At 42.3% G+C, this 23,123-nt stretch carries 23 protein-coding genes; 15 read left to right on the top strand and 8 right to left on the bottom strand.

Annotation, left to right across the window (positions count from 1 at the left end):
• The first annotated feature begins 47 nt into the window (after positions 1–47).
• From NT175_12145 to NT175_12125, 5 genes are all read left to right on the top strand, one after another.
• The gene (locus tag NT175_12145; GenBank protein ID MCX6235445.1) at positions 48–770 is read left to right on the top strand and encodes an FKBP-type peptidyl-prolyl cis-trans isomerase; all 723 of its coding nucleotides are present in this window, start codon (positions 48–50) and stop codon (positions 768–770) included.
• 193 nt (positions 771–963) lie between these two features.
• Entirely contained in the window at positions 964–1,506 is a 543-nt protein-coding gene (locus NT175_12140) for an RNA polymerase sigma factor (GenBank protein ID MCX6235444.1), read from the top strand.
• On the top strand, positions 1,503–2,924 hold the full coding sequence (locus tag NT175_12135; protein MCX6235443.1) for an outer membrane beta-barrel protein: 1,422 nt from the start codon (positions 1,503–1,505) through the stop codon (positions 2,922–2,924). The genes NT175_12140 and NT175_12135 overlap by 4 nt, the downstream gene beginning before the upstream one ends.
• 24 nt (positions 2,925–2,948) lie before the next feature.
• A complete protein-coding gene (locus NT175_12130) occupies positions 2,949–4,253 on the top strand; it encodes a PKD domain-containing protein (protein MCX6235442.1) in 1,305 nt (434 codons plus the stop codon).
• Positions 4,254–4,365: 112 nt separating this feature from the next.
• Complete coding sequence (locus NT175_12125; GenBank protein ID MCX6235441.1) at positions 4,366–6,681, top strand: PKD domain-containing protein; 2,316 nt, start codon at positions 4,366–4,368, stop codon at positions 6,679–6,681.
• Positions 6,682–6,732: 51 nt separating this feature from the next.
• Here NT175_12125 and NT175_12120 read toward each other — a convergent pair whose 3' ends face one another.
• The 3 genes from NT175_12120 to NT175_12110 form a co-directional block, all read right to left on the bottom strand.
• The gene (locus tag NT175_12120; protein ID MCX6235440.1) at positions 6,733–7,182 is read right to left on the bottom strand and encodes a 6-carboxytetrahydropterin synthase; all 450 of its coding nucleotides are present in this window, start codon (positions 7,180–7,182) and stop codon (positions 6,733–6,735) included.
• Between the two features lie 37 nt (positions 7,183–7,219).
• Positions 7,220–7,753 (bottom strand): manganese efflux pump, encoded by a 534-nt coding sequence (locus NT175_12115; protein MCX6235439.1) that lies wholly within the window; start codon positions 7,751–7,753, stop codon positions 7,220–7,222.
• Between the two features lie 66 nt (positions 7,754–7,819).
• Positions 7,820–9,196 carry a tryptophanase gene (locus NT175_12110; protein MCX6235438.1) on the bottom strand — a complete coding sequence of 459 codons (1,377 nt, stop codon included), beginning with the start codon at positions 9,194–9,196 and terminating at the stop codon, positions 7,820–7,822.
• Positions 9,197–9,409: 213 nt separating this feature from the next.
• Between NT175_12110 and NT175_12105 the strand changes: the two genes are divergently transcribed.
• The 6 genes from NT175_12105 (at position 9,410) to NT175_12080 (ending at position 13,780) form a co-directional block, all read left to right on the top strand.
• A complete protein-coding gene (locus tag NT175_12105) occupies positions 9,410–9,988 on the top strand; it encodes an RNA polymerase sigma factor (GenBank protein MCX6235437.1) in 579 nt (192 codons plus the stop codon).
• Positions 9,978–10,559 carry a hypothetical protein gene (locus NT175_12100; GenBank protein ID MCX6235436.1) on the top strand — a complete coding sequence of 194 codons (582 nt, stop codon included), beginning with the start codon at positions 9,978–9,980 and terminating at the stop codon, positions 10,557–10,559. The genes NT175_12105 and NT175_12100 overlap by 11 nt, the downstream gene beginning before the upstream one ends.
• Complete coding sequence (locus NT175_12095) at positions 10,540–11,646, top strand: hypothetical protein (GenBank protein MCX6235435.1); 1,107 nt, start codon at positions 10,540–10,542, stop codon at positions 11,644–11,646. The genes NT175_12100 and NT175_12095 overlap by 20 nt, the downstream gene beginning before the upstream one ends.
• 130 nt (positions 11,647–11,776) lie before the next feature.
• Complete coding sequence (locus NT175_12090; protein ID MCX6235434.1) at positions 11,777–12,553, top strand: DUF2807 domain-containing protein; 777 nt, start codon at positions 11,777–11,779, stop codon at positions 12,551–12,553.
• A gap of 75 nt (positions 12,554–12,628) precedes the next feature.
• Positions 12,629–13,117, top strand: a complete 489-nt coding sequence (locus NT175_12085; GenBank protein MCX6235433.1) for a hypothetical protein — start codon at positions 12,629–12,631, stop codon at positions 13,115–13,117.
• Between the two features lie 21 nt (positions 13,118–13,138).
• A complete protein-coding gene (locus NT175_12080) occupies positions 13,139–13,780 on the top strand; it encodes a hypothetical protein (protein ID MCX6235432.1) in 642 nt (213 codons plus the stop codon).
• A gap of 1 nt (position 13,781) precedes the next feature.
• On the opposite strand, the gene NT175_12075 is transcribed toward NT175_12080, so the two are convergent.
• From NT175_12075 to NT175_12060, 4 genes are all read right to left on the bottom strand, one after another.
• Positions 13,782–15,449: a hypothetical protein gene (locus NT175_12075; GenBank protein ID MCX6235431.1), complete on the bottom strand. Its 1,668-nt coding sequence runs from the start codon at positions 15,447–15,449 to the stop codon at positions 13,782–13,784.
• 15 nt (positions 15,450–15,464) lie between these two features.
• Positions 15,465–16,232: a LytTR family DNA-binding domain-containing protein gene (locus NT175_12070; GenBank protein MCX6235430.1), complete on the bottom strand. Its 768-nt coding sequence runs from the start codon at positions 16,230–16,232 to the stop codon at positions 15,465–15,467.
• 6 nt (positions 16,233–16,238) lie between these two features.
• Positions 16,239–17,282 carry a histidine kinase gene (locus NT175_12065; protein ID MCX6235429.1) on the bottom strand — a complete coding sequence of 348 codons (1,044 nt, stop codon included), beginning with the start codon at positions 17,280–17,282 and terminating at the stop codon, positions 16,239–16,241.
• A 174-nt stretch (positions 17,283–17,456) separates the two neighbouring features.
• The gene (locus NT175_12060; protein MCX6235428.1) at positions 17,457–17,822 is read right to left on the bottom strand and encodes a T9SS type A sorting domain-containing protein; all 366 of its coding nucleotides are present in this window, start codon (positions 17,820–17,822) and stop codon (positions 17,457–17,459) included.
• A gap of 197 nt (positions 17,823–18,019) precedes the next feature.
• Here NT175_12060 and NT175_12055 point away from each other — a divergent pair, with 197 nt between their 5' ends.
• The 4 genes from NT175_12055 to NT175_12040 all read left to right on the top strand — a co-directional run bounded on the left by NT175_12055 (position 18,020) and on the right by NT175_12040 (position 22,316).
• Complete coding sequence (locus tag NT175_12055; GenBank protein MCX6235427.1) at positions 18,020–19,285, top strand: M64 family metallo-endopeptidase; 1,266 nt, start codon at positions 18,020–18,022, stop codon at positions 19,283–19,285.
• A 172-nt stretch (positions 19,286–19,457) separates the two neighbouring features.
• On the top strand, positions 19,458–20,354 hold the full coding sequence (locus tag NT175_12050; protein MCX6235426.1) for a bifunctional enoyl-CoA hydratase/phosphate acetyltransferase: 897 nt from the start codon (positions 19,458–19,460) through the stop codon (positions 20,352–20,354).
• Positions 20,355–20,396: 42 nt separating this feature from the next.
• Positions 20,397–21,473 carry a butyrate kinase gene (buk, locus tag NT175_12045; protein MCX6235425.1) on the top strand — a complete coding sequence of 359 codons (1,077 nt, stop codon included), beginning with the start codon at positions 20,397–20,399 and terminating at the stop codon, positions 21,471–21,473.
• Between the two features lie 3 nt (positions 21,474–21,476).
• Positions 21,477–22,316 (top strand): MBL fold metallo-hydrolase, encoded by an 840-nt coding sequence (locus NT175_12040; protein MCX6235424.1) that lies wholly within the window; start codon positions 21,477–21,479, stop codon positions 22,314–22,316.
• 113 nt (positions 22,317–22,429) lie between these two features.
• On the opposite strand, the gene NT175_12035 is transcribed toward NT175_12040, so the two are convergent.
• A partial coding sequence (locus NT175_12035; GenBank protein ID MCX6235423.1) for a T9SS type A sorting domain-containing protein occupies positions 22,430–23,123 on the bottom strand: 694 nt, incomplete at its 5' end.

Below are 23,123 nucleotides of genomic sequence, written 5' to 3'. Positions count from 1 at the left end.
ATAATACTTTTGCTGAAAAGAATATTAACCACTTAAAACAAAGCACTATGAAAATAAGAATTTTATTGAGTTTGAGCCTTTTATCAACCGCTCTTTTGATTGTAAGTTGCAGTCAGGTGCCGAATCCTGACAAGATAGCCTTAAAAGACAGATTAGACTCTGTCAGCTATATCATTGGTTTAGATTACGGCAAAGGATTACAAGGCCAGCAGGTCGAGTATAATCCCGTGGTTATGTATAAAGGTTTGGATGATGCTGCCAAAGGAAAATCTTTAATTCCTGACTCCATTAAACTAAATATTATCGCCCAGATCAACAGTGAAATCGAACAGAAAAAACTGGAAACCTTCAATAACCAGGTAGCTCAAAATAAACAGAATGGTCAGCAGTTCCTCGAACAAAACAAGTCACAACAAGGAGTTATCGTATTGCCTTCGGGTTTGCAATATAAGATTGTAACCCAAGGTGCAGGAAAAAATAAACCTATCGTATCTGATAGCGTGGTTATTCATTACAGGGCCATGTTCACCGATGGTAAACTGATTGATGAAACCTATGGCCGAATGCCTACCAGCTTCCGTTTGACCAGGGTAATGAAAGGCCTGTCAGAAGGAATACAACTGATGAACCCAGGTGGTATATATGAGTTCTACATCCCATCAGACCTTGGATTTGGTGACAAGAACTTTAATGACCAGAACGGAAATGTCGTTATCCCTGCAGGATCTTCATTGGTTTACAGAGTCGAACTGGTCAATATCATTAAGTAATCCCGATTAATAATATTTACTCCGGAAAAGGCTGTCAAATGACGGCCTTTTTTTTATCTTATTGGATCTCATCTCTATTTTCAAAAAATATTCCCCTTATCCGGAATTCTGCAGGCAACCTTTTCTGAAATTTGCAGTCTGTATATATTAATGTGGTCTGATGATTTCCGATCAAAAATTAATTGAGGGTTGCATGGCCGGCAACCGGCAGTCGCATCATGTGCTATACAAGAAATATGCATCGGTGATGATGGGTATTTGCATGCGGTATTCAAGGACCAGTGCTGAAGCAGAGGATATTTTACAGGATGGATTCATCAAGGTGTTTTCATATCTTAAAAACTACAGGCATGAAGGATCCTTTGAGGGCTGGATAAAACGGATCATGATAAACACGGCTATCAATCACTACCATCAAAACCTGAAATTCGCCCTGCACACGGATATTGATAACATCGACGAACAACAGCTCATTCCTGTTGAAACAGATTCATCAAACGAAACAACTTACACACTGACACAGGAGGAGTTCATGATTCTGATACAGGAATTGCCTGATGGCTACAGGGTGGTCTTTAACCTATTTGCTATTGAAGGATATGGACATAAGGAAATAGCCGATATGCTTAATATCTCGGAAAGTACATCCAAATCACAGTTATTCAAAGCAAAAAAACTTCTTAAAAATAAGATTTGCTCACGAATGAATAAACTTTATAAATCATCAGCAAGATGAATACTGATAACGACAGAATTACCGAACTTTTTAAAAAAAGCCTGGATGGGATAAAAATCGAACCATCCCCTGCAGTCTGGAAAGGTATTAAGGGTAAATACCTGAAAAATCTGCCCGGAAAACTAAATTTGCTGCATTTTCCAAACCTTTTGGCTGGATTGGTGGTAAGCAGTCTAGGAATTTCTCTGCTCGCTACTATCTTCCACATTATCAGCCCAAAAGAAAATGTCAACCTGACTGCGCCACTGCAAAACCCAACCCAGATAATCAGTGATACCCTTATAACTGCTATTAGTCCATCTGTCACACACGGATTAAAAGTACATTCAATTCCCGGCATACCGGATATTAAATCACAGCCAGTCACTGAACCTTCAAAAAACCAAAGCACTACTGAGATACACACAGAAAAAACGGATCCAGACTCCCAGGTCATTAAAAAGTTGCCTGAACCCCAGATCAAACCTATCGGTACAGACCAGAATAAAACGAATCAATTTGTCATTAAAGCTTATCCGGAAAAAAATTACAGCGACATTACCTCCGAAAACGCTTCTGACATAAATATTACTGCATCCTATGAAACCCTCCCCGATCTGCCAAAAAACCTTACAAAAATGCCTCTCGCGACATACATCCTATCATTCAATTATTCACCGTTCATATCGGAAACACATAATTATCTCAACACACCAATAAGATGGAAGGACGACTATGGCACCCGGTCTTCTCTTGAACTGGGGATTCATGTTTCACCTGAAATCACAAACTACCGTCAGGAATCAACGAATTCCAAAGCAGGGTATTATCTTGATCTGAGCGCTACTTATCATTTCAGTGAATTTTTCCTCAAAGGAGGAATCGGAATGGGGATTTCAACCGATAATGGACAGTATATCATCAATTATGAGAGATATGACAGTATTGGATACTTTTACAGTGTAAACTACTTCACTGTAACACCGGGATACCCCGATTCAGTGGTTTTCAGCACAACTATCCAGACCATATACGACTCTGTTTATCATTCCGATCAGGCTTCGACCCCATCACGGTATTCATATATTCGTATTCCTGTATCTCTTGGTTTTGATTTCTTTACATATCGTCGTCTGAGCTTATCCCTGATGGCCGGTCCAGTTTTTACTATCCTGGTAAATGAGCATGAAACACCAGCGACTCTGTCAGATCCGCAGGCTTCGTTGATCAGCATTGCCAATCAGACACCCGACAGAATCAAAACAAGCTGGCAATTCGCTGCCTGCCTTGGTATCAGTTTTCAAATGACCAACAAACTTCGATTCAGCCTTGAACCGACTTATACTTACTTTATCCAGCCTGTTTACGATATCCCCGGCACGAGTCTGAAAAATCCTTTTAGTCTGGGCTGCAGGGCAGGATTGTATATTAAATTTTAAGAATCACTCATTTAAATTCCCGATATGAAAACCCTTCTGTTAAAAATAATTCTGATTATCCTGATACCTTATCTGGTACCTGCCCGGAATCCGTCTCTTATTAGTCTCAATAATGGAAACGATCCATCAAATCCTGCGGATTCATCAGCTTGCATGGCAAATTTTATGGCCTTCCTCGACACAAATACGATACAACCCAACTCTTATCATTTCTATGATTTGTCGACAGGTTTTCCAAATAGCTGGCTCTGGGATTTCGGCGATGGCACTGTGTCGACTGATCAAAATCCTGTACATCAGTTCAGTACATCAGGTGATTTTACTGTCTGCCTGACCATCACTTCAAATAATCCTGCAGGATACTCGTGTACAGATGATAACTGTATGCTTATCAGCACACCTCACTATTTTGACCTTGGCGGCTTTGCATTCATTGGAGACCTTCCCATTAATAATCCCTTTCCTACCGGCGACACTGCCATTGCTCTTCTTTACAGGATAAATAATAATCAGGTTATACCGGTCGATTCACTGGTTTTCTGTGAACTGGGATATTACTGGTTCTCGAGACTGCCGGAAGGGAAATATCTGGTCAAAGTCGTCATGCTGCCCGAGTCTGTTCATTATTTCAATTACCTGCCGGTTTATTTTGAAAATAGTCCGACATGGACATCCGCGTCGCAAATCGATCTATCAGACGAATCAATATTTAACGCCAATGTATATTTTTTACCAAATGAAATTGTACCCGGACTTGGAGAAATCGTGGGTTCTGTAAAATTTGAGAATTCCGGGCCCGACAAGCTGGAATATTCACTTTCGGATGTCGAAGTCATCTTATTTAATCAGGATGGACGACCGCTGCAATCAGCTTTTACAGATGAAAATGGCCATTTTCGCTTTACAAATCTGGCATTTGGTACTTACAGGCTATCAGCTGACGTAGCAGGTCTTTATGCGAAGATAACTTCCGTCTACCTGACACCTAACAATCCTATTTCCAATAATACAGAATTAAGGATATATGAACATGACACTTTTGGCATAGGGGAATACTTTAACCAGCCACCATTTATATCAGGAGAACTGTATCCTGATCCGGTGCAGGATATGGTGAACATCAACATTAACTCTGAAAAAAACAGCCTCACACATATAACCATTGTTAATATTCTTGGACAATTAATGGCAAAAAAAATGATCACCATTAATCCCGGAACTGAGACCTTATCTATACCCGTCGATAATCTTGAAAAAGGCCTCTATCTTTTAAAGATAGAATCTGGTAATCATGTGATTATTATAATAAAAAAATTCATCAAAGAATAATCCCAGGCAACTTTGGGGAGTTTTTCCGGTCTATATCATGTCATCATCAGACACATTACGGGAAAATGCTCATTAATAATTACTAAATTTGAAAACTTAAAAATTTATGGTTATGAAAAAATTAATGTTATGTATGCTCATTCTGGTATCCTTGGCCGGAACGAGTCTCGGCCGGAATATGGTCCTGCGCTCACAGGAGCCTTTAAGAGACGACTCTATCAATTGTATGAATTATTTTACCTATATCACTAATGATAATCTGACATTTTCTTTTACAGGCCATGTCTACACCACTGATCCGGCATCCTATCACTGGAACTTTGGTGATGGTACGACAGCGGATGGTCAATATGTGACTCATACATTTGAACAGACCGGTATGACCTTCTACCTGGTATGCTTGCAAACCTTTATATTCACTCCGGCAGGTGATACATGTGAATTCACATCCTGCCAGGAGGTGTGGGTAGGGAATCAGACAGGCTGTGAAGCCATGTTTTATTATTATCCCGCCGACTCTTCCCTTAATGACCTGACTTATCAATTCGTTGACCAATCATGGGGAAATCCGGCAACATGGAACTGGGATTTCGGTGATGGGACATTCTCATCATTGCAGAATCCCCAGCATACATACGCAATATCAGGGATATATCAGGTTTGCCTTACAATTTCAGACGGTACCAGAATGTGCCAGGATACATGGTGCGAAGAGGTATATATCGGCACTCCGCCACCCCCTTCCGGATGTACGAGTTATTTCACTTATATAGTTGAAAATGAATATTCCGTAACTTTTACAGGTGTGGCTTATTACAATGGTAATGTTGTGAATGCCAATAGCTACATATGGGACTTTGGCGATGGTACTACCGGCGAGGGAGAGACCGTCACACATACATTTGGTCCGGATCCGGCAGGCAATGAAGCCTATTATGTTTGCCTTCAGACCGAAATAATTGATTCTCTCACCGGCATTGCATGCACTGCCTACTATTGTGAAATGATTTTCCTTAACAATATGCTCCCCTGCATGGCAGGATTTTATTATTACCCCTTTGATTCTGTCTATTCTGATTTTACTTACCAGTTTATCGACATCTCAAGTGGAGATCCTGAATCATGGCTATGGGATTTCGGTGATGGGACAACCTCTGACATTCAAAATCCTGTCCACACATTTTCATCTGTTGGCGCTTATGATGTATGCCTGACAATTAACAATCCTGTCGATTCATGCCAGGATACATACTGCCAGTCTGTTTTTATTGATACCATTATCAGCAATTGCGAAAGTTATTTTCTCTATTATGTTGATAATCTGGATGTCAGTTTTGAAGGATATCCCTACACCATGTTTTCACTGACCTGGGAATGGCAGTTTGGTGATGGAACAACAGGCTCATGTCCTTTTATTACTCATACTTATGCATCCGAAGGAACTTACACCGTTGTGCTGATCACCACCGATGAAGCCGGATGTATGTACTCATCAACTCAGGAGATTTATGTCGGAACGCCCGTCGCTTATCTATTATATGGTTCAGTCATTGTAGATAATGCTTATGCTGACCAGGCTATGGCTACCTTATTCCGTATGGATGACCCTGCCGGCGGATTGTATATTGTGGATGAACAACCTGTTGATTCGGCGGGCATGTATCATTTTGAAAACGTCATCACTGGTAATTATTATATCCTGACAGAGCTCTTGCCGGGATCAATCAATTACGGTTCATATTTGCCAACCTATTATGGAGATGTTATATTCTGGGGAGATGCTACCATGATTTCCCTGGGCGAACCTCAAAATCCATATAACATCAACATGATACCGGTCACTAATTTTTCACCGGGTCCGGGATCTATTAATGGAATCATCTCTCAAGAACTGGATTTTGCTGCTCTGGGATCACCTGCCAGCGATATTGAAATCATTTTGATCAGTGAAACAGGGACAGCCATTTCCTATTACTATTCTGAAGTGGATGGAACTTTTGATTTCTCCGGTTTGGGATTTGGTGTTTATCAGATTTATGCTGAAGTACCCGGGAAGATCACTATCCCGTTGCTTGTCACTCTTACCGAAAACACTCCCTCTGTTTTCGTTGAAATAGTAATATCCGGGCAATATGTAAATGTAATTAATGGAGTAAATGATCCTGTGTCACCGGTATCGTCTGTCGGGGAGATTTACCCCAATCCCGTAACAAATGAGTCTTATTTGGAGATGACATTCAGTAAACCTGCGACTATCGAAGTAATCATTGTGAATCAGATGGGACAAACCATTGACAAGTATTCCATGACCAGTAACAAGGGTATACAACGCATTCCGGTCAATCCCGCTAAATTATTAAAAGGCATTTATTTGCTTAAAATTGCTGATGATGCAGGTAACATTTGGATCCGAAAATTTCTGAAATAAGTTTGGTAAAAAGGCTCCAACTCATCAACAAGGTTGGAGCCTTTTAGTTTTTTACTGATTCTCCTCTGCAAACCACTCCGCAAATGAAGTCAATGTCTCACGAAGTTTAAGGCTGTAAAGCTTTATCTGGGTAGGCAATTTTTTCATGATCCTGCCGGCAAAGTCTATCAGTAGATTCTCTGTTGTTGGCTGATAATCAACCAATATCAGGTTGCCATAGAGGGTGTTTCCCTTTCCAAAATCGTTAGGGACAAACTCCCTGTTCAGAACCAGGCTATGATCAAATTCATCGATAATGCAATCCTTGACCATCTGTTTGATGTCCTTGAAGTCCATCAGCATGCCATACTTGGGGGAACTTTTATCCTGAATGGGTGTTCCGACGATGGTCACAAACAGCTCATACGAATGTCCGTGGATATGCCTGCAGGGGCCGTCATGACCAGGCAGGGCATGTGCCATCTCAAAATTGAAGGCTTTGGTTAACCGGATACGTTTCATCTTTGAAGGGATTTTAATTCGAATACAAAGATTGCTTTTATAAATCAATTCCCCGGAATTCAAGAACACATTTTATACCGGCAAGTATCAGCAGGATTCCACCGGCAGTCTTGGCAAACCTGCCACGATAACGGCATCCAAAACGTTTTCCAATAAACGAACCAAGCAGCAGAAGAATAAATGACATGCTTGCAATGGAAATAAGGGATACAAATAGTACATGACTAGATAAATTCATCCCTGTTCCTACCACCAGGCTGCTAAATCCGGCGGCTGAGGCCACAGTCATCAGGACGCTTGTCTTTTCCATGTCAAATGTCCGCATCCTGGGATCCAGCCTGAACGACTCCAAGAACATTTTAAGGCCGATGATGGTGAAAATAATAAATGCCAGCAATAGCCTGACATTCTCAAGAGTATAGTAAACTGCCTGGCCTATTAACCAGCCAATTCCAAGGAAAATAACCTGGAAAAGTGTTATCACTAAAACCATCCGGAACATCAGCCGGCGGCTGTAATGCTCTTGCTCCATGGCATTGTTCACAGCTAAAGTAAACAGCTCAGTTGACAAACCAAAGGTGATTAATATTATTTCCGTGAGATGCAACGGGTTGAATTTTGAGTATTGGATGAAGATTTATATCCTGTCCAGTTCTACGGTAAAATGTCTCATAATCGGAGCCTCTCTGACGATCCTGAATCCTTTTGTAATGGATTCCCTGCGGTCATAGATGTTTTTCAGTGCAGCTGCCACCACATCCATATGGCTGTTGGTAAACACCCGCCTGGGTATGGTGAGCCGCATCATGTCAAGGGCCGGATAACGGTTTTCGCGGGTGACAGGATCACGATCGGCAAGCAGTGTGCCTATCTCTACACCCCTGACACCTGCCTCCAGGTAAAGTTCAACGACCAGCGTTTGTGCCGGAAACTGCTCCATTGGCACATTATGAAGAAACCGCCGGGCATCTACAAAAACCGCATGACCGCCAATGGGCTGCTGAACAGGAATACCATATCCGATCAGTTTATTACCAAGGTATTCCACCTGTTTGATCCTTGTTTCAAGGTAATCAAATTCTGTCCCTTCATATAATCCCTGTGCCAACGCATTCATATCCCTGCCTGCCAGCCCGCCATAAGTAATGAATCCTTCGAACAAGATGTCATATAAACCTGCCTGCCGGTAAAGCTCTTCATCTCTTAATCCAATGAATCCTCCGATGTTAACGATAGCATCTTTCTTGCTGCTCATCGTCATGAAGTCGGCATACCGGAACATCTCTTTGACAATTTCACGGATGGATTTTTTCTCAAACCCTTTTTCACGCAACTTGATAAAATAAGCGTTCTCGGCATAGCGCGCTGCATCAAAAAGTACCATGACACCGTACTTCTTAGCCATGTCATGTACCTGTTTTATATTCTCCATCGAAACAGGCTGGCCCCCCGTAGAATTGCAGGTCAGGGTGATGATAATAAAGGGTATCTTTTCGATGGGTGTATTTTTCAGAACATGTTCCAGTTTCAGGAGGTCAATATTTCCCTTGAACGGATGGTAAACAGTCGTATTAAAAGCTTCATCAATAGTGCAATCCACAGCTTGGGCTTTTCTAAATTCGATATGCCCTTTGGTGGTGTCAAAATGTGCATTGCCGGGTATCAGGTCACCTTCTTTCATCAGCACCGAGAATAAGACATTTTCAGCTGCACGGCCCTGATGTGTTGGAAGAAAATAATCAAATCCGAAGATATCCCTGATAGCCTGTTTCATCTTATAATACGATGTTGCACCTGCATAGCTTTCGTCACCAACCATTAGTTCTGACCATTGTTTGTCACTCATGGCGCCAACACCCGAATCTGTTAACAGGTCGATGAATACCTGGTCGCTGCGCAGGTTAAACAAATTGAATTTGGCTTCCTTAATCCAGTGTTCACGTTCCTTCAGACTGCTCCGGCGGATAACCTCCACCATCTTTATTTTATAGGACTCTGCAAAGGGTAGCTCCATAGAACTTTATTTTGATTTGCCGAAATTAGTGCAAATGAAATTAATGGCAAACAGATAACTGAATAGAAATTCAAAGATAATATTATTTTTAAATCCCCCAAATCACCCATGACTTAAGTCATGGGACATCTAAAAGCTAATCCCTGAAAAATATTATCTTCGATAAAATTTTTACCATTTTGCAACCCTCCAAAAAAATCATTGTCCTTAGCTGTGGATCCATTAAATAAAAAACCGGTTGACCAACAAGTGGAACAATATCGGGAAATAATTGAAGAAAGCAAGCTGGGAAATCGTAAAGCACAGTACAGGCTTTACCAGCTATATGCCAGAGCGATGTTTAATGTGTGCTTCCGGATGATGCGAAATCGTGAAGAAGCCGAAGATATGTTACAGGAATCCTTTACTGAAGCTTTTGATAAACTGACATCATTCAGATATGAATCAACATTTGGAGCGTGGATAAGACAAATCGTGGTAAACAGATGTATTAATGAAATAAAACGAAAGAAAACCGAACTGAGCTTCTTTGATGACCTGGGGCCATTTGATACTGAAACTGAAGAACCTGAAGTGGATGAATCAGGGCTGACGGTAGATAAAGTAAAAAAAGCCATGGAACATTTGCCGGATGGAAGCCGGATGATCTTCTCACTTTATCTGCTGGAAGGTTATGACCATACCGAGATAGCCCAGATACTGAACATCACTGAATCCACATCCAAATCGCAATATATGCGAGCCAGGCTAAGAGTAAAAGAGGTCTTAAACACAATGATCCATGAAAACTGATAAACTGGAGAAATTTATCATCAATCACAGGGAAGAATTCGATGACATGACACCCAATCCAAAACTATGGGAAAGGGTTGGCAGACAGCATCGCAAACCACTGATTCGTTCGATAAACTGGAAACGTATATCACTGCGTGCCGCTGCCGTTCTTCTCATCTTCATCGCCTCCTATTTCTTCCACGACTTTATCGGTAATCACCAGAAATCAAATGGATCCATGAAAGAACAGGTGGAGGTTACACCTAAAGGAAATGAGATGACTAAAACCTTCAAAGAAGCTGAAGCCTTTTATACTTCACAGATCAATTCGAAAAAAGAGGAAGTCTTCAGATTTGCGGATTCCAGACCTGAAATAAAACAGGAAATAAATGTGGAGTTTACCCAGCTCGACAGCATCTTCACCCAGCTAAAAAGAGACCTGAAGGACAATATCGACAATCAGGGGATCATCGAAGCCATGATACAGAATTACAGGATAAAACTTGAAATACTTGAGGACATTCTTAATCAGCTGCAGAAATCAAAAACAACAGAAAATATAAATACCAATGAAATCAAGGAAATATAAAAACAGGCCATTTATTCTAATACCGGCATTTCTGCTGGCCACCACTATGGTCTTTTCACAGACTTATGAGAAGAGCAGCAAGGAGGTGAGATCGTTTTATGCAGGCCCGGAAACCGAAATCCAGATTTCAAACAAATATGGCAATATACATCTTGTCCCCTGGGAAAAAGACTCCGTAACATTCGAGATTGACCTTTCGGTCAAAGCAGGTAAAGAACAAAAAGTCGATAAGCTGTTTAGTAACATCGCTTTTGATTTCACTGACACCAAGTATTACGTCATCGCACGGACAACATTCAAGGAAACCAGTATTTTTACCGATATCTCCGACATGGCAAATGCCCTTTTCAGCAGCGGTAGCAATGTTCAGATCAATTACCTGGTGCATTTTCCCGAAAAAAGCCGTATTAAAATCGATAATAAATTCGGCAATATATATTCCACCGACCATTATGGCGATCTTGATATAAACCTGTCAAATGGCGACCTTAAGCTGAATAAAACACTTGGGAAGACCAAAATCATCGTCGAGTTTGGCAATGTGACCATCAACTCGATTGAAAGCGGCGAATTAACTATCAATTATGGCGAATTGGAATTGAAAAATGGCTCTGAGATCGTCCTGAACTCCAAATCTTCCCGCTTGACCATCACTGATGTCGGCAGCCTGAATATCACTTCACACCGTGATAAGTATTTTATCGATGCCGCCAATTCGATCAAAGGTGACTTATCGTTTTCGTACCTGAATGTCAAAAAACTCCAGCGGGAGTCAGTGATCAAAACATCTTATGGCACTATAAATCTGCAATCTGTTGCAAATGATTTTAAATTTATCAATCTGAATTCTGAATATACCGATATTCAGTTGTTCTTTGACACAACAGCATCCTATAATCTGGAAATACTGCATTCAGGTAAAACCTCCCTTTCACTGATGCCAGGCCTTATTTCGGTTCAAAAGGAACTGGTCAGCAAAGGAGATGACCTGTTCAGAACGTATGGCCTTGGGGGCAAGAACGGAGAAAATCTGCCTACGGTCAAGATCAGCATCAGGGCCGGATCAGTGAGTATCATTCACCAGTGACCATATCCGTAAATCTGAAATTTTCTGCTAAATGATGATTTTTTTCATGAATATTGCAACCCTTTGAAATCCTTTTTGTCTTTTACGATAAATTTAATAAATCATACACATGAAATCAATTTCTACAAAAATGAAAAGTATAGTTCTGTTAATCATACTTGCGGCTACGACCATCCTGTACACAGGATGTGAAGATATCCATTGTATTGAAGGCAATGAAATGGTTGTCGTTGATACGCGTCCGATCGGCAGTTTCACCGGTATCTCTTCCGAAAGCTGGTTCAATGTGATAATTATTCAGGATAGTGTCAACGAAGTTGTTGTTGAGGCAGAATCCAATCTCTTACCCTATATCGACACCTGGGTAGAGGGTACTACTCTGGTACTCAAAGAACAGCATAGACGGTGTTTAAATAATCATTATCCTGTTATCATTACTGTCAGAACCAAGGATATAAATTTTATCAGGCTGAGCGGGTCGGGTGATATATACGGAAATAATATCTTTAATACCGATTACCTCAGGGTCGACTTAAGCGGATCAGGACAGATAGATCTTGCCGTAAATGCCAACAATGTTGAAAGCTCCATATCCGGCTCCGGATCGATCAAACTTGGGGTCACGGCTGAACATTTGGAGTCAACGATATCCGGTTCGGGAGAATTTCAGTTATCCGGTGATGTCCATAAAGGAGATATGAACATTACAGGCTCAGGAAATATTCATGCTTATGGACTTATACAGGATATCTGCGTTGCCACCATCACAGGTTCGGGTAACATGTTTTTGACAGTCCATGACCTTCTGGATGTCAGGATTACAGGAAGCGGCTCCGTACATTACAAAGGCAATCCAACTGTAACTCTGAACATTACAGGTTCAGGCTCGGTGATCCATGAAAATTAAGATTGCACTACCGCCTCTTACTTAATGAAGAACTACAGAGAAAATATTTATGATGAAGTGCAAAATTCAAATTTTATGAAATCATTTTTTACACTTGCGGCGCTATTCATCGCCGTAAATGGTTTTACACAGGATACAAAGAATACCGTTGGCCTGCGTTTCGGTGATACATGGGGAATCACCTATCAGGCATTTATACATGAAAATAAAGGCTTCGAGGGCCTGCTGGGCTTCAGGGATGGCGGTGTACAGTTCTATGGCCTTTTCCAGCATTACAGGCCAGCCTTCAGTGAATATACCGATCACTTTTACTGGTATTACGGAGTAGGCGGCCATGCCGGATTTGTTAGTTGGGAAGATTATCACGACGATCCATACGGCCACTACTTTCATCACATTGCACCTGTGCTGGGATTTGATGGTAATGTCGGGCTGGAATTCTGGTTCTATAGGATCCCGCTGGCTATCGGATTGGATTATAAACCCTTTGTTGAACTATTCGGCCATCATTTTTTTGAAATGAATTTCTGGGATTGTGCGTTCACAATAAAATATACATTTTAAAATAATTAAAACGAAATGACAATGAAAAGGGTGTTAGTATTAGTCGCATTGATGCTATCATGGAGCATGATCGCTCTCGGACAGAATGAGAATACAGTTGAAAACGACCGGCATGAAGAGGTACAGACACTGTTTGGAAACCATGTCGATAATGGTGGATATGGTGCGTTGATGTTCAATTATTCAACTATCGGCAGCCAGGATGCCTGGCTTGTCGGTGGCCGAGGCGGCTGGCTCATTGATCATAAACTGATGATCGGCCTTGGCGGTTATGGATTTGTAAACGATATGTATTTTGACGATGTCGTGGATGGCCAGGGTTGTAATCTGGCAGGAGGCTATGGTGGTTTAGTCCTCGAGTTTATTCTCATGCCCCGTTTCCCGGTTCACCTGTCGTTTCCTCTTCTCATTGGCGGCGGCGGTGTTGCCTACATTGATCCATACAATTGGAATAATTATAACTATGAATGGAATACCATCGATTCGGATGCGTTTTTTGTCATTGAACCCGGTGTGGAACTGGAACTGAACCTGGTAAAACATTTTCGAATGGCTTTTGCCGTGACATACCGGCATACGGAGGATGTAAACCTTATCAATTCCGACCCGGATGTGTTGAATGGATTTAACTTCGGACTGACGCTGAAATTCGGGAAATTCTAATCTAATAAGTACCACCCATATCACGCCATTTAAGGACATCGATATATACTGTATCGGAGAAACCAAAAGTGAATCCCCTGTTTGGTTTCTCCGATCCGTTTTCTTCTACCTCCACAGTTCTCCAGCTACCCCTTGTGATTTTATATTCCATTGATGCGTCAAGTCTTGGAATAGTCAGGGAATAATGCCCATTTTCATTTTTCCTGAATTTGTACTTTGAACTTCCCGGCTGCCAGTTATTGAAATCGGCAGTAAGATAAAAATCGTCACCACTGGGTGTATTTGGTGGTATGCTTCTGAGAATCATTGTTACTCCCGCATCATCGCTCCCTCCGATGTCTTTCCAGTTATCGACGGAAAGGAACAAGGTATCAATATCTTTATATTGATAAATTCTGTTTGGGATATCGTTGCCGTACCGGTCAATCTCGACTTTTTGCCATGTGCCGCGTGTAAATTTGAACTCGAGCAATCCCCATCGACGTGTCAGCTTAATGCTATACTCTCCCGTGGCAGTTTTCATAAGTTCATAATCGCTATCGCCAGAGTCCCAGCTGTTTAAATTTCCGGTAATATATATTCTGGCATTCTTCGGTGTTTGCTCCGGCAGAGCGGTCAGGATAATAGTGACCTGATCCTTTCTCTCTCTTGTGAGGTCCTTCCAATTTGAAATAGTCAGCTGTTCTTTAACTGGCTCACTCAGATCCAAGGTTCTATTTAGAATATCAAAGCCATAGCTGTCCACCTCCACAGTAGACCAATCACCCCTGGTGAATTTGAATTCCATGGTCTTTTCCTGTGTTGGGATAGATTTGCTATATGTGCCATCAGCATTTTTCGTCATGAGATAGTTCCTGTCCCCCGGATCCCATCCATTAAGGTTACTTACCAGGTAAATATCTCCGCCCGGAGGTGTATTTTCCGGTATGTTGGTAAGAATAATCATAACCTTATGTGGGCTCATAAGCGCCAGGTCTTTCCAGTTCTGCACAATGACCTGAACTGTATCTCTTTCTCCGAAATGCAGTTTTCTGACAGGGATATCATTTCCGTAAAGATCTGTTTCAGAAGTTGATAAGTCTCCCCTGGTTATTTTGTAATCCACTTCATCAATACCCTGCTGCTTTTCCAGTGTGATATGATAGTATCCGGCTTTGTCATGTTGAAGGAAGGATTCAGCATCAGGTATCCAGGAGTTGAAGTTACCGGCAATTGCGATACGGGCATCGGCGGGTGTATTATCAGGCAGGTCTTTCACAACCAGTGTGATCCTCGGACAATTGAGGGGGTGCTGGTCATTCCAGCTAAGAATGATATTTGTCACCGTATCCGCTTCACCTAAAACAAGTCTTCTATTAGAAATATCATAACCGCAAACATCTTTCTCAACCGCTCTCCAGTCACCACGGGTGAACTTGTATTCGATTTCACCGAAACCACTGGGTAATGTTACAATGTATGAACTATCGGGCTGCAATGTCATCCGGTACTTCTCATCTCCCGGATCCCAGTTGTTGAAGTTGCCGGTGATATAGAGTGGATCACCTTGAGGTGTGTTACCGGGTATATTGTCGACTTTGACCACAACCCTGTAACAGGAGGTCATGCTCATTAGGATGACATACAGCCATAACAGATAGTAATACTTAAATATTTTTAATTTCCGCATAATAATCCGTACAAATTATCTGTCCATCCATTTTAAAAAATCCTGCACCCTCACTCTGCTGATCATGATCTTGTCGTCGGCCGGAGGTTTCAGCTCGATGAGGAGCCGGCTGTTAAAATATTTACTGATCTTACCTATCGAACCCGCACTGGCGATATAACCCCTGGTGATCCTGAAAAAATCTCCCGGATTAAGAACCCGCTCAAGCTGATCGAGTGAATGTTCAATAATAACCCTGCGATTGTCGTTGCTGACAAGAAAAACCTCGTTGTCTTCTGCTTTAAAATATGCCACTTCATTGATGTCTATGTGTTTAATCTGATCACCTACTTTTGCTATGAATCGTGTTTTATATTCCGGCCGTTGTGAGCGGATCAGTTCTTCGATCTGCCTGAAGGCCGGTAAAGTCTCTGCCCCTGAGTATTGAAGCCTTATCATGTCCAGCTTGTTCAGCGCGGCAGTCAATTCTTCCTGTTTGACCGGTTTCAGCAAATAATCCACACTGTTCACCTTGAAAGCCCGTATGGCATACTCATCATAAGCAGTGGTGAAAATCACCGGCGACCGGACATCATGCTTTTTAAAAATCTCAAAACTCAGTCCATCTGAAAGTTGTATGTCAAGCATGATGACATCCGGTTGCGGATTTTCCTTCAGCCATTTGACGGTCTCTTCGATGGAATCGATACAGGCAAGGATTTGAAATGACGCTGAAATGTTATTCAACAGACGCTTCAGTTCATATTGGGCATGGGGTTCATCTTCTACTATCAAAATGGTCATAACAACTTAAATTAAAGGCACTTTAACCGTAAAGGTCTCATCCTCTTTTATAATATTTAACATTTTGTTTGTCAGATAGATATATCTTTTTCTGATGTTATCCAATCCCATTCCGGATGAAGGTGCCGCTGTTTCCTTTTCTTGTAAATTATTGGAAATCACCAAATATTCATCGTTCTCCGTCCAGATCTTCACTGACAGTGGTGACCTTTTGGATACCACATTGTGCTTCACTGCATTTTCTATCAAAAGCTGCAAGGTAATAGGAGCAATGGACCTTTGAAGTAAATGGTCAGGGATATCCAGTGTAATCTGAATATTCTCTTCAAACCGTAACCTGAGTAAATTGATATATGACCTTACAAATACCAGCTCTTCATTCAATGTGATAAGCTCCGTATCTCTTTTATCAAGGATATAGCGATACACATCCGACAATTCCCTCACAAAAGTGCCTGCCTTATCCTGATCACGGTAAATCAGCGAAGAAAGGGTATTCAGACTATTGAATAAAAAATGGGGATTTACCTGTGACCGCAACGTTTCAAATCTGACTTCTGCATTTTCTTTCCTAAACCGTTCCACTTCGGCCAAGGATAACCTCCACCGCTCCAGAAGAAAATAACTCATCTGAACCAGCAGGATATTAATAGCCATGAAAGCTGCAAAACCGGCATAGATCAGCTCATCCAAAAGCCTGGCATAAGTGAAGTGCAGAAAAAGGATGATATACAGCCACCGGATACCCGTTGCGAAGATCAGGGCAGTGCCCACATTTACCAAAAGCTGCAAAAAAAAACGGCGATAAAAACCGGCTTCCCACGGATATTTCCTGTCAAGATTCCTGCTGATAAGCAATAGGGTAACAAAAGCAAAAAAAGATAACAGAACTGTGTAAAGATAGCTTGCACCTGGCTGAAAAAGCGTATAATTCCGATAAAGCAGGCTGAAGATGACATCCAGAAGAAACTTGAAAGGAATACCCATCAGCACTATTATGGTTATTCGTAGCCATGTTTTCCTGACCATCGGGTTATTCATCTTTTCCATGATATAATTTGCTGCTGCTGGCTGGCTTCATATCCAAGTCAAAGTTAACAATTCTGCCGAAGTATGAGCAAAGGCTTCAAATTTTTCAAAGAACGCTCTGGTTATAGGGGGTATAAAATAAAATCCCATTTCATAAAAATAACAGACAGTATACCTGCCTGTCAGAAAATGATCTTATAGACTATTCCCAGTAGCTGTGACCTGCTTTGTGTACAGTTCCTCATCAGCTTTTACCACTTTAATGGTATAATTTCCTTTGGGAAGGTTTGACAGATCAAACCTGATCCTGACGGTATCATGACGTTTAAGATTCTTATAGCTCATCAGTACGCCGCTTTCAGAATAAAGCTTCACTGCGATTTTTTCTCCATAGGGTTTGTCGATGATAAGAGTAGCCAGGTTATCAGTATTCTGAAATATGACACACTCTATGCCGGACTTTACATTTCCGATTGAATCAATTCCGGTGTTATTAGTTGCAAATGAGGTTGTCAGAGCGAACGTCACCGAAAAAACGAAAGTTAAGATTTGTGTTTTCATGATTTTATGTTTTAAGGGTTAATGATTAATTGATGTGTCAAAAGTATCATATGGCCTACTCCTGCGAAATGAAAAAGCTGTGAACTTCAGTTTTCGGGATGTGAAGTGCAGAAAAAAAGGGATGACATCTCGACTTAGATGTCATCTCTGATACAAAAATTTTCACTAAATTTACACCCACATTTAAAATCCTGATTATGCGTTACATGATTATGCTTTTTCTTGCACTCACCTGTCTACTCTCCAGTGCCCAGTTCGACAAATACTTCGAAAACAAAACCCTGCGTTTCGATTATTACCACGCCGGCGACAGCCAGTCGGATACATATTTTTTTGATGAAACCAAAATGGAACCTTACTGGGGTGGGTCGAAGGTTAACCTGATCGATACCTTCAATTATGGGAATAATTATGTCAAGGTCTTTGACCTGGCATCAAATGATCTGATTTACTCACGCGGCTATTGCACACTCTTCGGTGAGTGGCAGACAGTTCCTGAGGCAAAGGAAACGAAAAAAAGTCTTTCTGAAACTGTCATCATTCCCTATCCAAAAAATGATGCCCGCATTGAATTGTATACCAGGAAAAGGGATGGCCAGTTTGAAAAGAAATTCGAGTATCTTTTTAAACCCTCCAGCTACTTCATTTCTCAGGAAAGAAAACTGTCCTATCCTGTTTTCGATGCCTATATTTCAGGCGATCCTGCTGAAAAGGTCGACATTGTCATCATTCCCGATGGTTACACGGAGGCTGAAATGGGCAAGTTCATCAGCGACTGCCAGAAATTTGCCAGGGAAATATTCGATTTTGCTCCTTATGACAGAAACAAAGATAAATTTAACATCCGGGGTGTCATGGCTCCCTCAGCAGAGTCGGGCAATGATATACCGGCCGATTCCATCTGGAAGAATACTGTTGTCGGCACCAGTTATTATACCTTCGACAGCGAACGTTACTGCATGACCTATGATCATAAAAGTGTGAGGGATGTGGCGGCTAATGCCCCCTATGATCAGATATACATTCTGGTCAACCGCAATAAGTATGGCGGAGGAGCTATATATAATTTTTACAATGTGACAGCCAGCGGCAACCTTGCCTCAGCCAAGATATTCATTCATGAACTTGGCCACGGCTTCGCCGGACTGGGTGATGAATATGTCGGAGCAGTATCCTATAGTGATTTTTATCCCACCACCATCGAACCATGGGAGCCGAACCTGACCACACTGGTCAGCTTTGACAGGAAATGGAAAAATCTCGTCGATAAAACTACACCCATTCCAACGCCAGATGAAGAGAAATACTATACTGTCACCGGGGTATTTGAAGGTGGCGGTTATGTTTCAAAAGGGATATACCGCCCGAAGCACGACTGCCTGATGAATACCTTTAAAGAAGAGAAATTTTGTCCGGTCTGCGAGGCGGCCATACAGAAGATGATTGATTTTTATACAAAGTGACCTCACCCCTATCTCAGGTTCTGTTATTCCGCAAACAATACGATCAATTTTTTTTATACCTTTGCTCACTCATTGAAAAGTTCACGGATGTCATCTCTTTTGAGAGATGCCATCAGGTGCACTACGGATGACATCTTTCCAAAAGATGGCATCCGTGTAAAAATAGAGTATTATGATCACAAAATTAGACGAACTCGTCGCCATAGCTAAGAGCAAGCGGAAACGCAAGATAGCTGTTGCTGCTGCCGAGGATTATGAAGTGTTGGATGCTATCCGCAATGCCATGGCACAGAATATCGTGGATCCTATTCTGGTTGGCGACCAACCCATGATAGAATCCTTGCTGGAACAGCTCCACATGAACAGTGGCTCCATTCAGATCATTCATTTCCCTGATCCTGTCGAAGCATCATATGAGGCCACCAAGCTGGTCAGAAATGGCGATGCCGATATTCTGATGAAAGGGCTGGTCAGCACACAATATCTTTTACGGGCGGTGCTCAACAAGGAAACCGGCCTGCGTAAAGGTGAGATTCTCAGTCATGTGGCCTTTTTTGAATCTCCCTATTACCATAAGCTCCTCGGCCTGACCGATGCGGCAATGAATGTCGCGCCCACCTTTGAAGACAAGGTGGCGCTGATCATCAATGCCGTTGAAGCCTTCCATAAAATCGGCATTGAGGTTCCCAAGGTGGCAGTGGTAGGGTCTGTTGAAACTATCAATCCACGCATGGAAGCCACCATGCATGCAGCTACACTGTCGATGATGAACCGCCGCGGACAAATAAAGGGTTGCATCGTCGATGGACCACTCGCAGTGGATAATGCTGTGTCAAAGAAATCGGCGGCGCACAAAAATATTGACAGTGAAGTAGCCGGTGATGCCGACCTAATCGTAGCACCCGATATCAATGGCGCCAACTTCCTCTATAAAGCCCTTAACTTCATCGGTGGCGCCACTGCCGCAGCAGTCATCATGGGTGCCAGGGTGCCGATAGTGCTGACATCACGGGCTGACTCTGAGAGAAGCAAATTCCTGTCAATTGCACTCGCTGCTGCTATGGTATAAGACATCAAATTTTATTACTTTTGATGCAAATTCCTTTCTTTCATGGAACATATCAGGATCCTGGCTATTAATCCCGGCTCTACGTCTACAAAGATTGCCGTCTTTGAGGACAACCAGCCTGTTTTTGCTAAGAACCTTAAGCATGACCGTGAAGCCCTGTCGAAGTTCCAAAAGGTAGCTGACCAGTATCTATATCGTAAGAATATCATCCTCAGCCAGTTGAAAGAGGCCAACATAGACCTCGACACCATCCATGTGGTGGTAGGCCGCGGGGGCCTGCTCAAACCAATTGAATCCGGCGTCTATGAAGTCAACGATGCCATGCGGCGCGATTTGATGGCAGGATCCTATGGCGAGCATGCCAGCAATCTCGGGGGATTGATAGCCGGCGACCTGGCCAGCACCCTTCCCAAAGCTAAAGCTTATATCGCCAATCCGGTAGTAGTGGATGAAATGGAGGATATCGCGCGAATTGCCGGGCATCCCATCTTTCAGCGTAAATCGATATTCCATGCACTGAACCAGAAAGCTGTGGCTGATAGTCACGCCAAATCCATCATGAAACGCTATGAGGATCTCAATCTCATTGTGGTTCATCTTGGTGGAGGAATCACTATTGGTGCACACCGGAAAGGAAAGGTCATCGACGTGAACCAGGGATTGGACGGTGAAGGCCCCTTTTCGCCTGAACGCAGTGGCACTCTGCCTTGCGGTGACCTGGTAAATCTCAGTTTCAGCGGCAAGTATAATCACCAGCAAATAAAAAAGATGATCACCGGCGAGGGAGGTCTTGTTGCCCACCTCGGCACCAACGATGCCTATGAAGCAGAACAAAAAGCCCTGCAGGGTGATGATCAGGCACGGCTTATCCTCGAAGCCATGGCATACCAGGTGTCGAAAAACATCGGCGCCATGGCCACGGTACTGAAAGGGGAAATCGACGGTATACTCATCACCGGCGGCATTGCACATAGCAAATGGTTTGTGAACCTGATCATCGAGCGGATCTATAAACTAGGACCTGTGCATATTTATCCCGGCGAAGATGAAATGCGGGCGCTGGCAGAGAATGGATTACGCGTCATACGGGGCGAATGCACACCGAAATTATATTCCTGACACATGAAATTATACTCCCTGCAAACAGGCAACCTGAAACTTGATGGCGGCACCATGTTTGGCGTCATCCCAAAGGTGATGTGGTCGAAAGTGTACCCCGCCGATGAAAATAACCTGTGCAATTTCGCTATGCGATGCCTGCTGGTCGATACAGGTGAACGGAAAATACTCATCGAAAACGGCATTGGGAATAAACAAAGTGAGAAATTCTTTAGTAACTTCCACCTCAATGGTATGGAACCTATCGAAACATCCCTTGCAGGTATCGGCTTATCTTCAGATGATATTACCGACGTGCTGCTCACCCACCTGCACTTTGACCATTGCGGGGGCAGCATTGTTTATAATACCGACCGCACCAGGCTGGTTCCGGCGTTTAAAAATGCCGTCTACCGCATCGGCGAAAGACAATGGAATTGGGCTATCAATCCCAATAACAGGGAAAAAGGATCGTACCTGAAAGAAAATTTTCTTCCTGTTAAAGCAAGCAGACAACTTGAATTCATCACCAAGGAGGGATTTTTATTGCCCGGCATTGATGTGCGCATTTTAAATGGCCACACCGAGGGACAGGTCATACCTTATATCCATTATAATGGTAAAACTGTGGTGTTTGTCTCCGACTTGTTGCCCTGTACAGCCTATATTCCGCTGCCCTGGGTGATGGCGTATGATATCATGCCACTATTATCAGTCCAGGAAAAAGAGGCCTTCCTGAAAGAAGCGCTGGAAAACGAGTATATCCTTTTCTTTTATCATGATATTTATCACGAGTGCTGTAATCTGAAGATGACGGATAAAGGAATACGCGAGAAGGAGACATTTAGTATAAATGAAGTATGAAGAATACAATATGAAGAATTTTTCGTTTTGTATGTTTCATCCTTCATTTCCCGACTTTCATCGGGATTTCACTCGGCTTCGCCTCGTTCAACTTCTTTTCCTGGCCTGTTTTTTTACCTCAGCAAAATCATCTTCTTCACATCTTTCTTCTCATTATTTACTTCGAGAGAATAGTAATAAATCCCTTCAGAGAGGTTTTTCGTTGACAAGGTAAACCGGTGTTCGCCTGATTCGACAAATTCATCATAGGGTACTTCCACAAGTGCGCCGAGAACGTTGTAGACTTTTATCGAAACTCTTGCAGCCGTGGGAATAGAAAATATAATATCGGTTTGATCCCTGAAGGGATTTGGGAAATTCTGGATTAAGCTGAAAACCGTGGTATCATTATTAATTGGGAATTGGTCATCTGACTGGTTCCCTGATATTTTAAATAACAGGTCGATCAGATATTCCCTGTTCTTTTCGTAAGCCTTACGCGTTGCGAATTTATATTCCGGATACCGCCCCACATAGGACGATGAACGGCTGCCTCCGCTTTCCATCAATGTGTATGTGTAGCTTAAATCGATGATGGCAAATATCGAATCCTCGAAGCTGGGCGGATTTTCAATCTGTGATTCAAACCAGTTGATAGCCGTAATGTAGTCTTCATTTTCAATGTTACACCAGTTTGAAACATGTGCTGTCAGGTTCATCGTTTCGGTGTCCTGCTGTAAGGTTGGAACCGAATCCAGATAACTTTTCAGCCCGGTAAAATCGTGGTCATAAATACGTTTCAGTGCAAGCAGCTCTTTCACCGAAGCC

It is taken from the genome of Bacteroidota bacterium, assembly GCA_026391695.1.
Lineage (GTDB): Bacteria > Bacteroidota > Bacteroidia > Bacteroidales > JAGONC01 > JAPLDP01.
Note: the sequence above shows the minus strand (reverse complement) of the source record. Positions and strands in the feature narration are given on the sequence as shown.

Excerpts from the sequence above, each read along its gene's own strand:
- NT175_12145 (MCX6235445.1), top strand. The coding sequence starts at position 48 with ATGAAAATAAGAATTTTATTGAGTTTGAGCCTTTTATCAACCGCTCTT.
- NT175_12140 (MCX6235444.1), top strand. The coding sequence starts at position 964 with ATGGCCGGCAACCGGCAGTCGCATCATGTGCTATACAAGAAATATGCA.
- NT175_12135 (MCX6235443.1), top strand. The coding sequence starts at position 1,503 with ATGAATACTGATAACGACAGAATTACCGAACTTTTTAAAAAAAGCCTG.
- NT175_12130 (MCX6235442.1), top strand. The coding sequence starts at position 2,949 with ATGAAAACCCTTCTGTTAAAAATAATTCTGATTATCCTGATACCTTAT.
- NT175_12125 (MCX6235441.1), top strand. The coding sequence starts at position 4,366 with ATGAAAAAATTAATGTTATGTATGCTCATTCTGGTATCCTTGGCCGGA.
- NT175_12120 (MCX6235440.1), bottom strand. The coding sequence starts at position 7,182 with ATGAAACGTATCCGGTTAACCAAAGCCTTCAATTTTGAGATGGCACAT.
- NT175_12110 (MCX6235438.1), bottom strand. The coding sequence starts at position 9,196 with ATGGAGCTACCCTTTGCAGAGTCCTATAAAATAAAGATGGTGGAGGTT.
- NT175_12100 (MCX6235436.1), top strand. The coding sequence starts at position 9,978 with ATGAAAACTGATAAACTGGAGAAATTTATCATCAATCACAGGGAAGAA.
- NT175_12095 (MCX6235435.1), top strand. The coding sequence starts at position 10,540 with ATGAAATCAAGGAAATATAAAAACAGGCCATTTATTCTAATACCGGCA.
- NT175_12090 (MCX6235434.1), top strand. The coding sequence starts at position 11,777 with ATGAAAAGTATAGTTCTGTTAATCATACTTGCGGCTACGACCATCCTG.
- NT175_12085 (MCX6235433.1), top strand. The coding sequence starts at position 12,629 with ATGAAATCATTTTTTACACTTGCGGCGCTATTCATCGCCGTAAATGGT.
- NT175_12080 (MCX6235432.1), top strand. The coding sequence starts at position 13,139 with ATGAAAAGGGTGTTAGTATTAGTCGCATTGATGCTATCATGGAGCATG.
- NT175_12075 (MCX6235431.1), bottom strand. The coding sequence starts at position 15,449 with ATGCGGAAATTAAAAATATTTAAGTATTACTATCTGTTATGGCTGTAT.
- NT175_12070 (MCX6235430.1), bottom strand. The coding sequence starts at position 16,232 with ATGACCATTTTGATAGTAGAAGATGAACCCCATGCCCAATATGAACTG.
- NT175_12065 (MCX6235429.1), bottom strand. The coding sequence starts at position 17,282 with ATGGAAAAGATGAATAACCCGATGGTCAGGAAAACATGGCTACGAATA.
- NT175_12060 (MCX6235428.1), bottom strand. The coding sequence starts at position 17,822 with ATGAAAACACAAATCTTAACTTTCGTTTTTTCGGTGACGTTCGCTCTG.
- NT175_12055 (MCX6235427.1), top strand. The coding sequence starts at position 18,020 with ATGCGTTACATGATTATGCTTTTTCTTGCACTCACCTGTCTACTCTCC.
- NT175_12050 (MCX6235426.1), top strand. The coding sequence starts at position 19,458 with ATGATCACAAAATTAGACGAACTCGTCGCCATAGCTAAGAGCAAGCGG.
- buk (MCX6235425.1), top strand. The coding sequence starts at position 20,397 with ATGGAACATATCAGGATCCTGGCTATTAATCCCGGCTCTACGTCTACA.
- NT175_12040 (MCX6235424.1), top strand. The coding sequence starts at position 21,477 with ATGAAATTATACTCCCTGCAAACAGGCAACCTGAAACTTGATGGCGGC.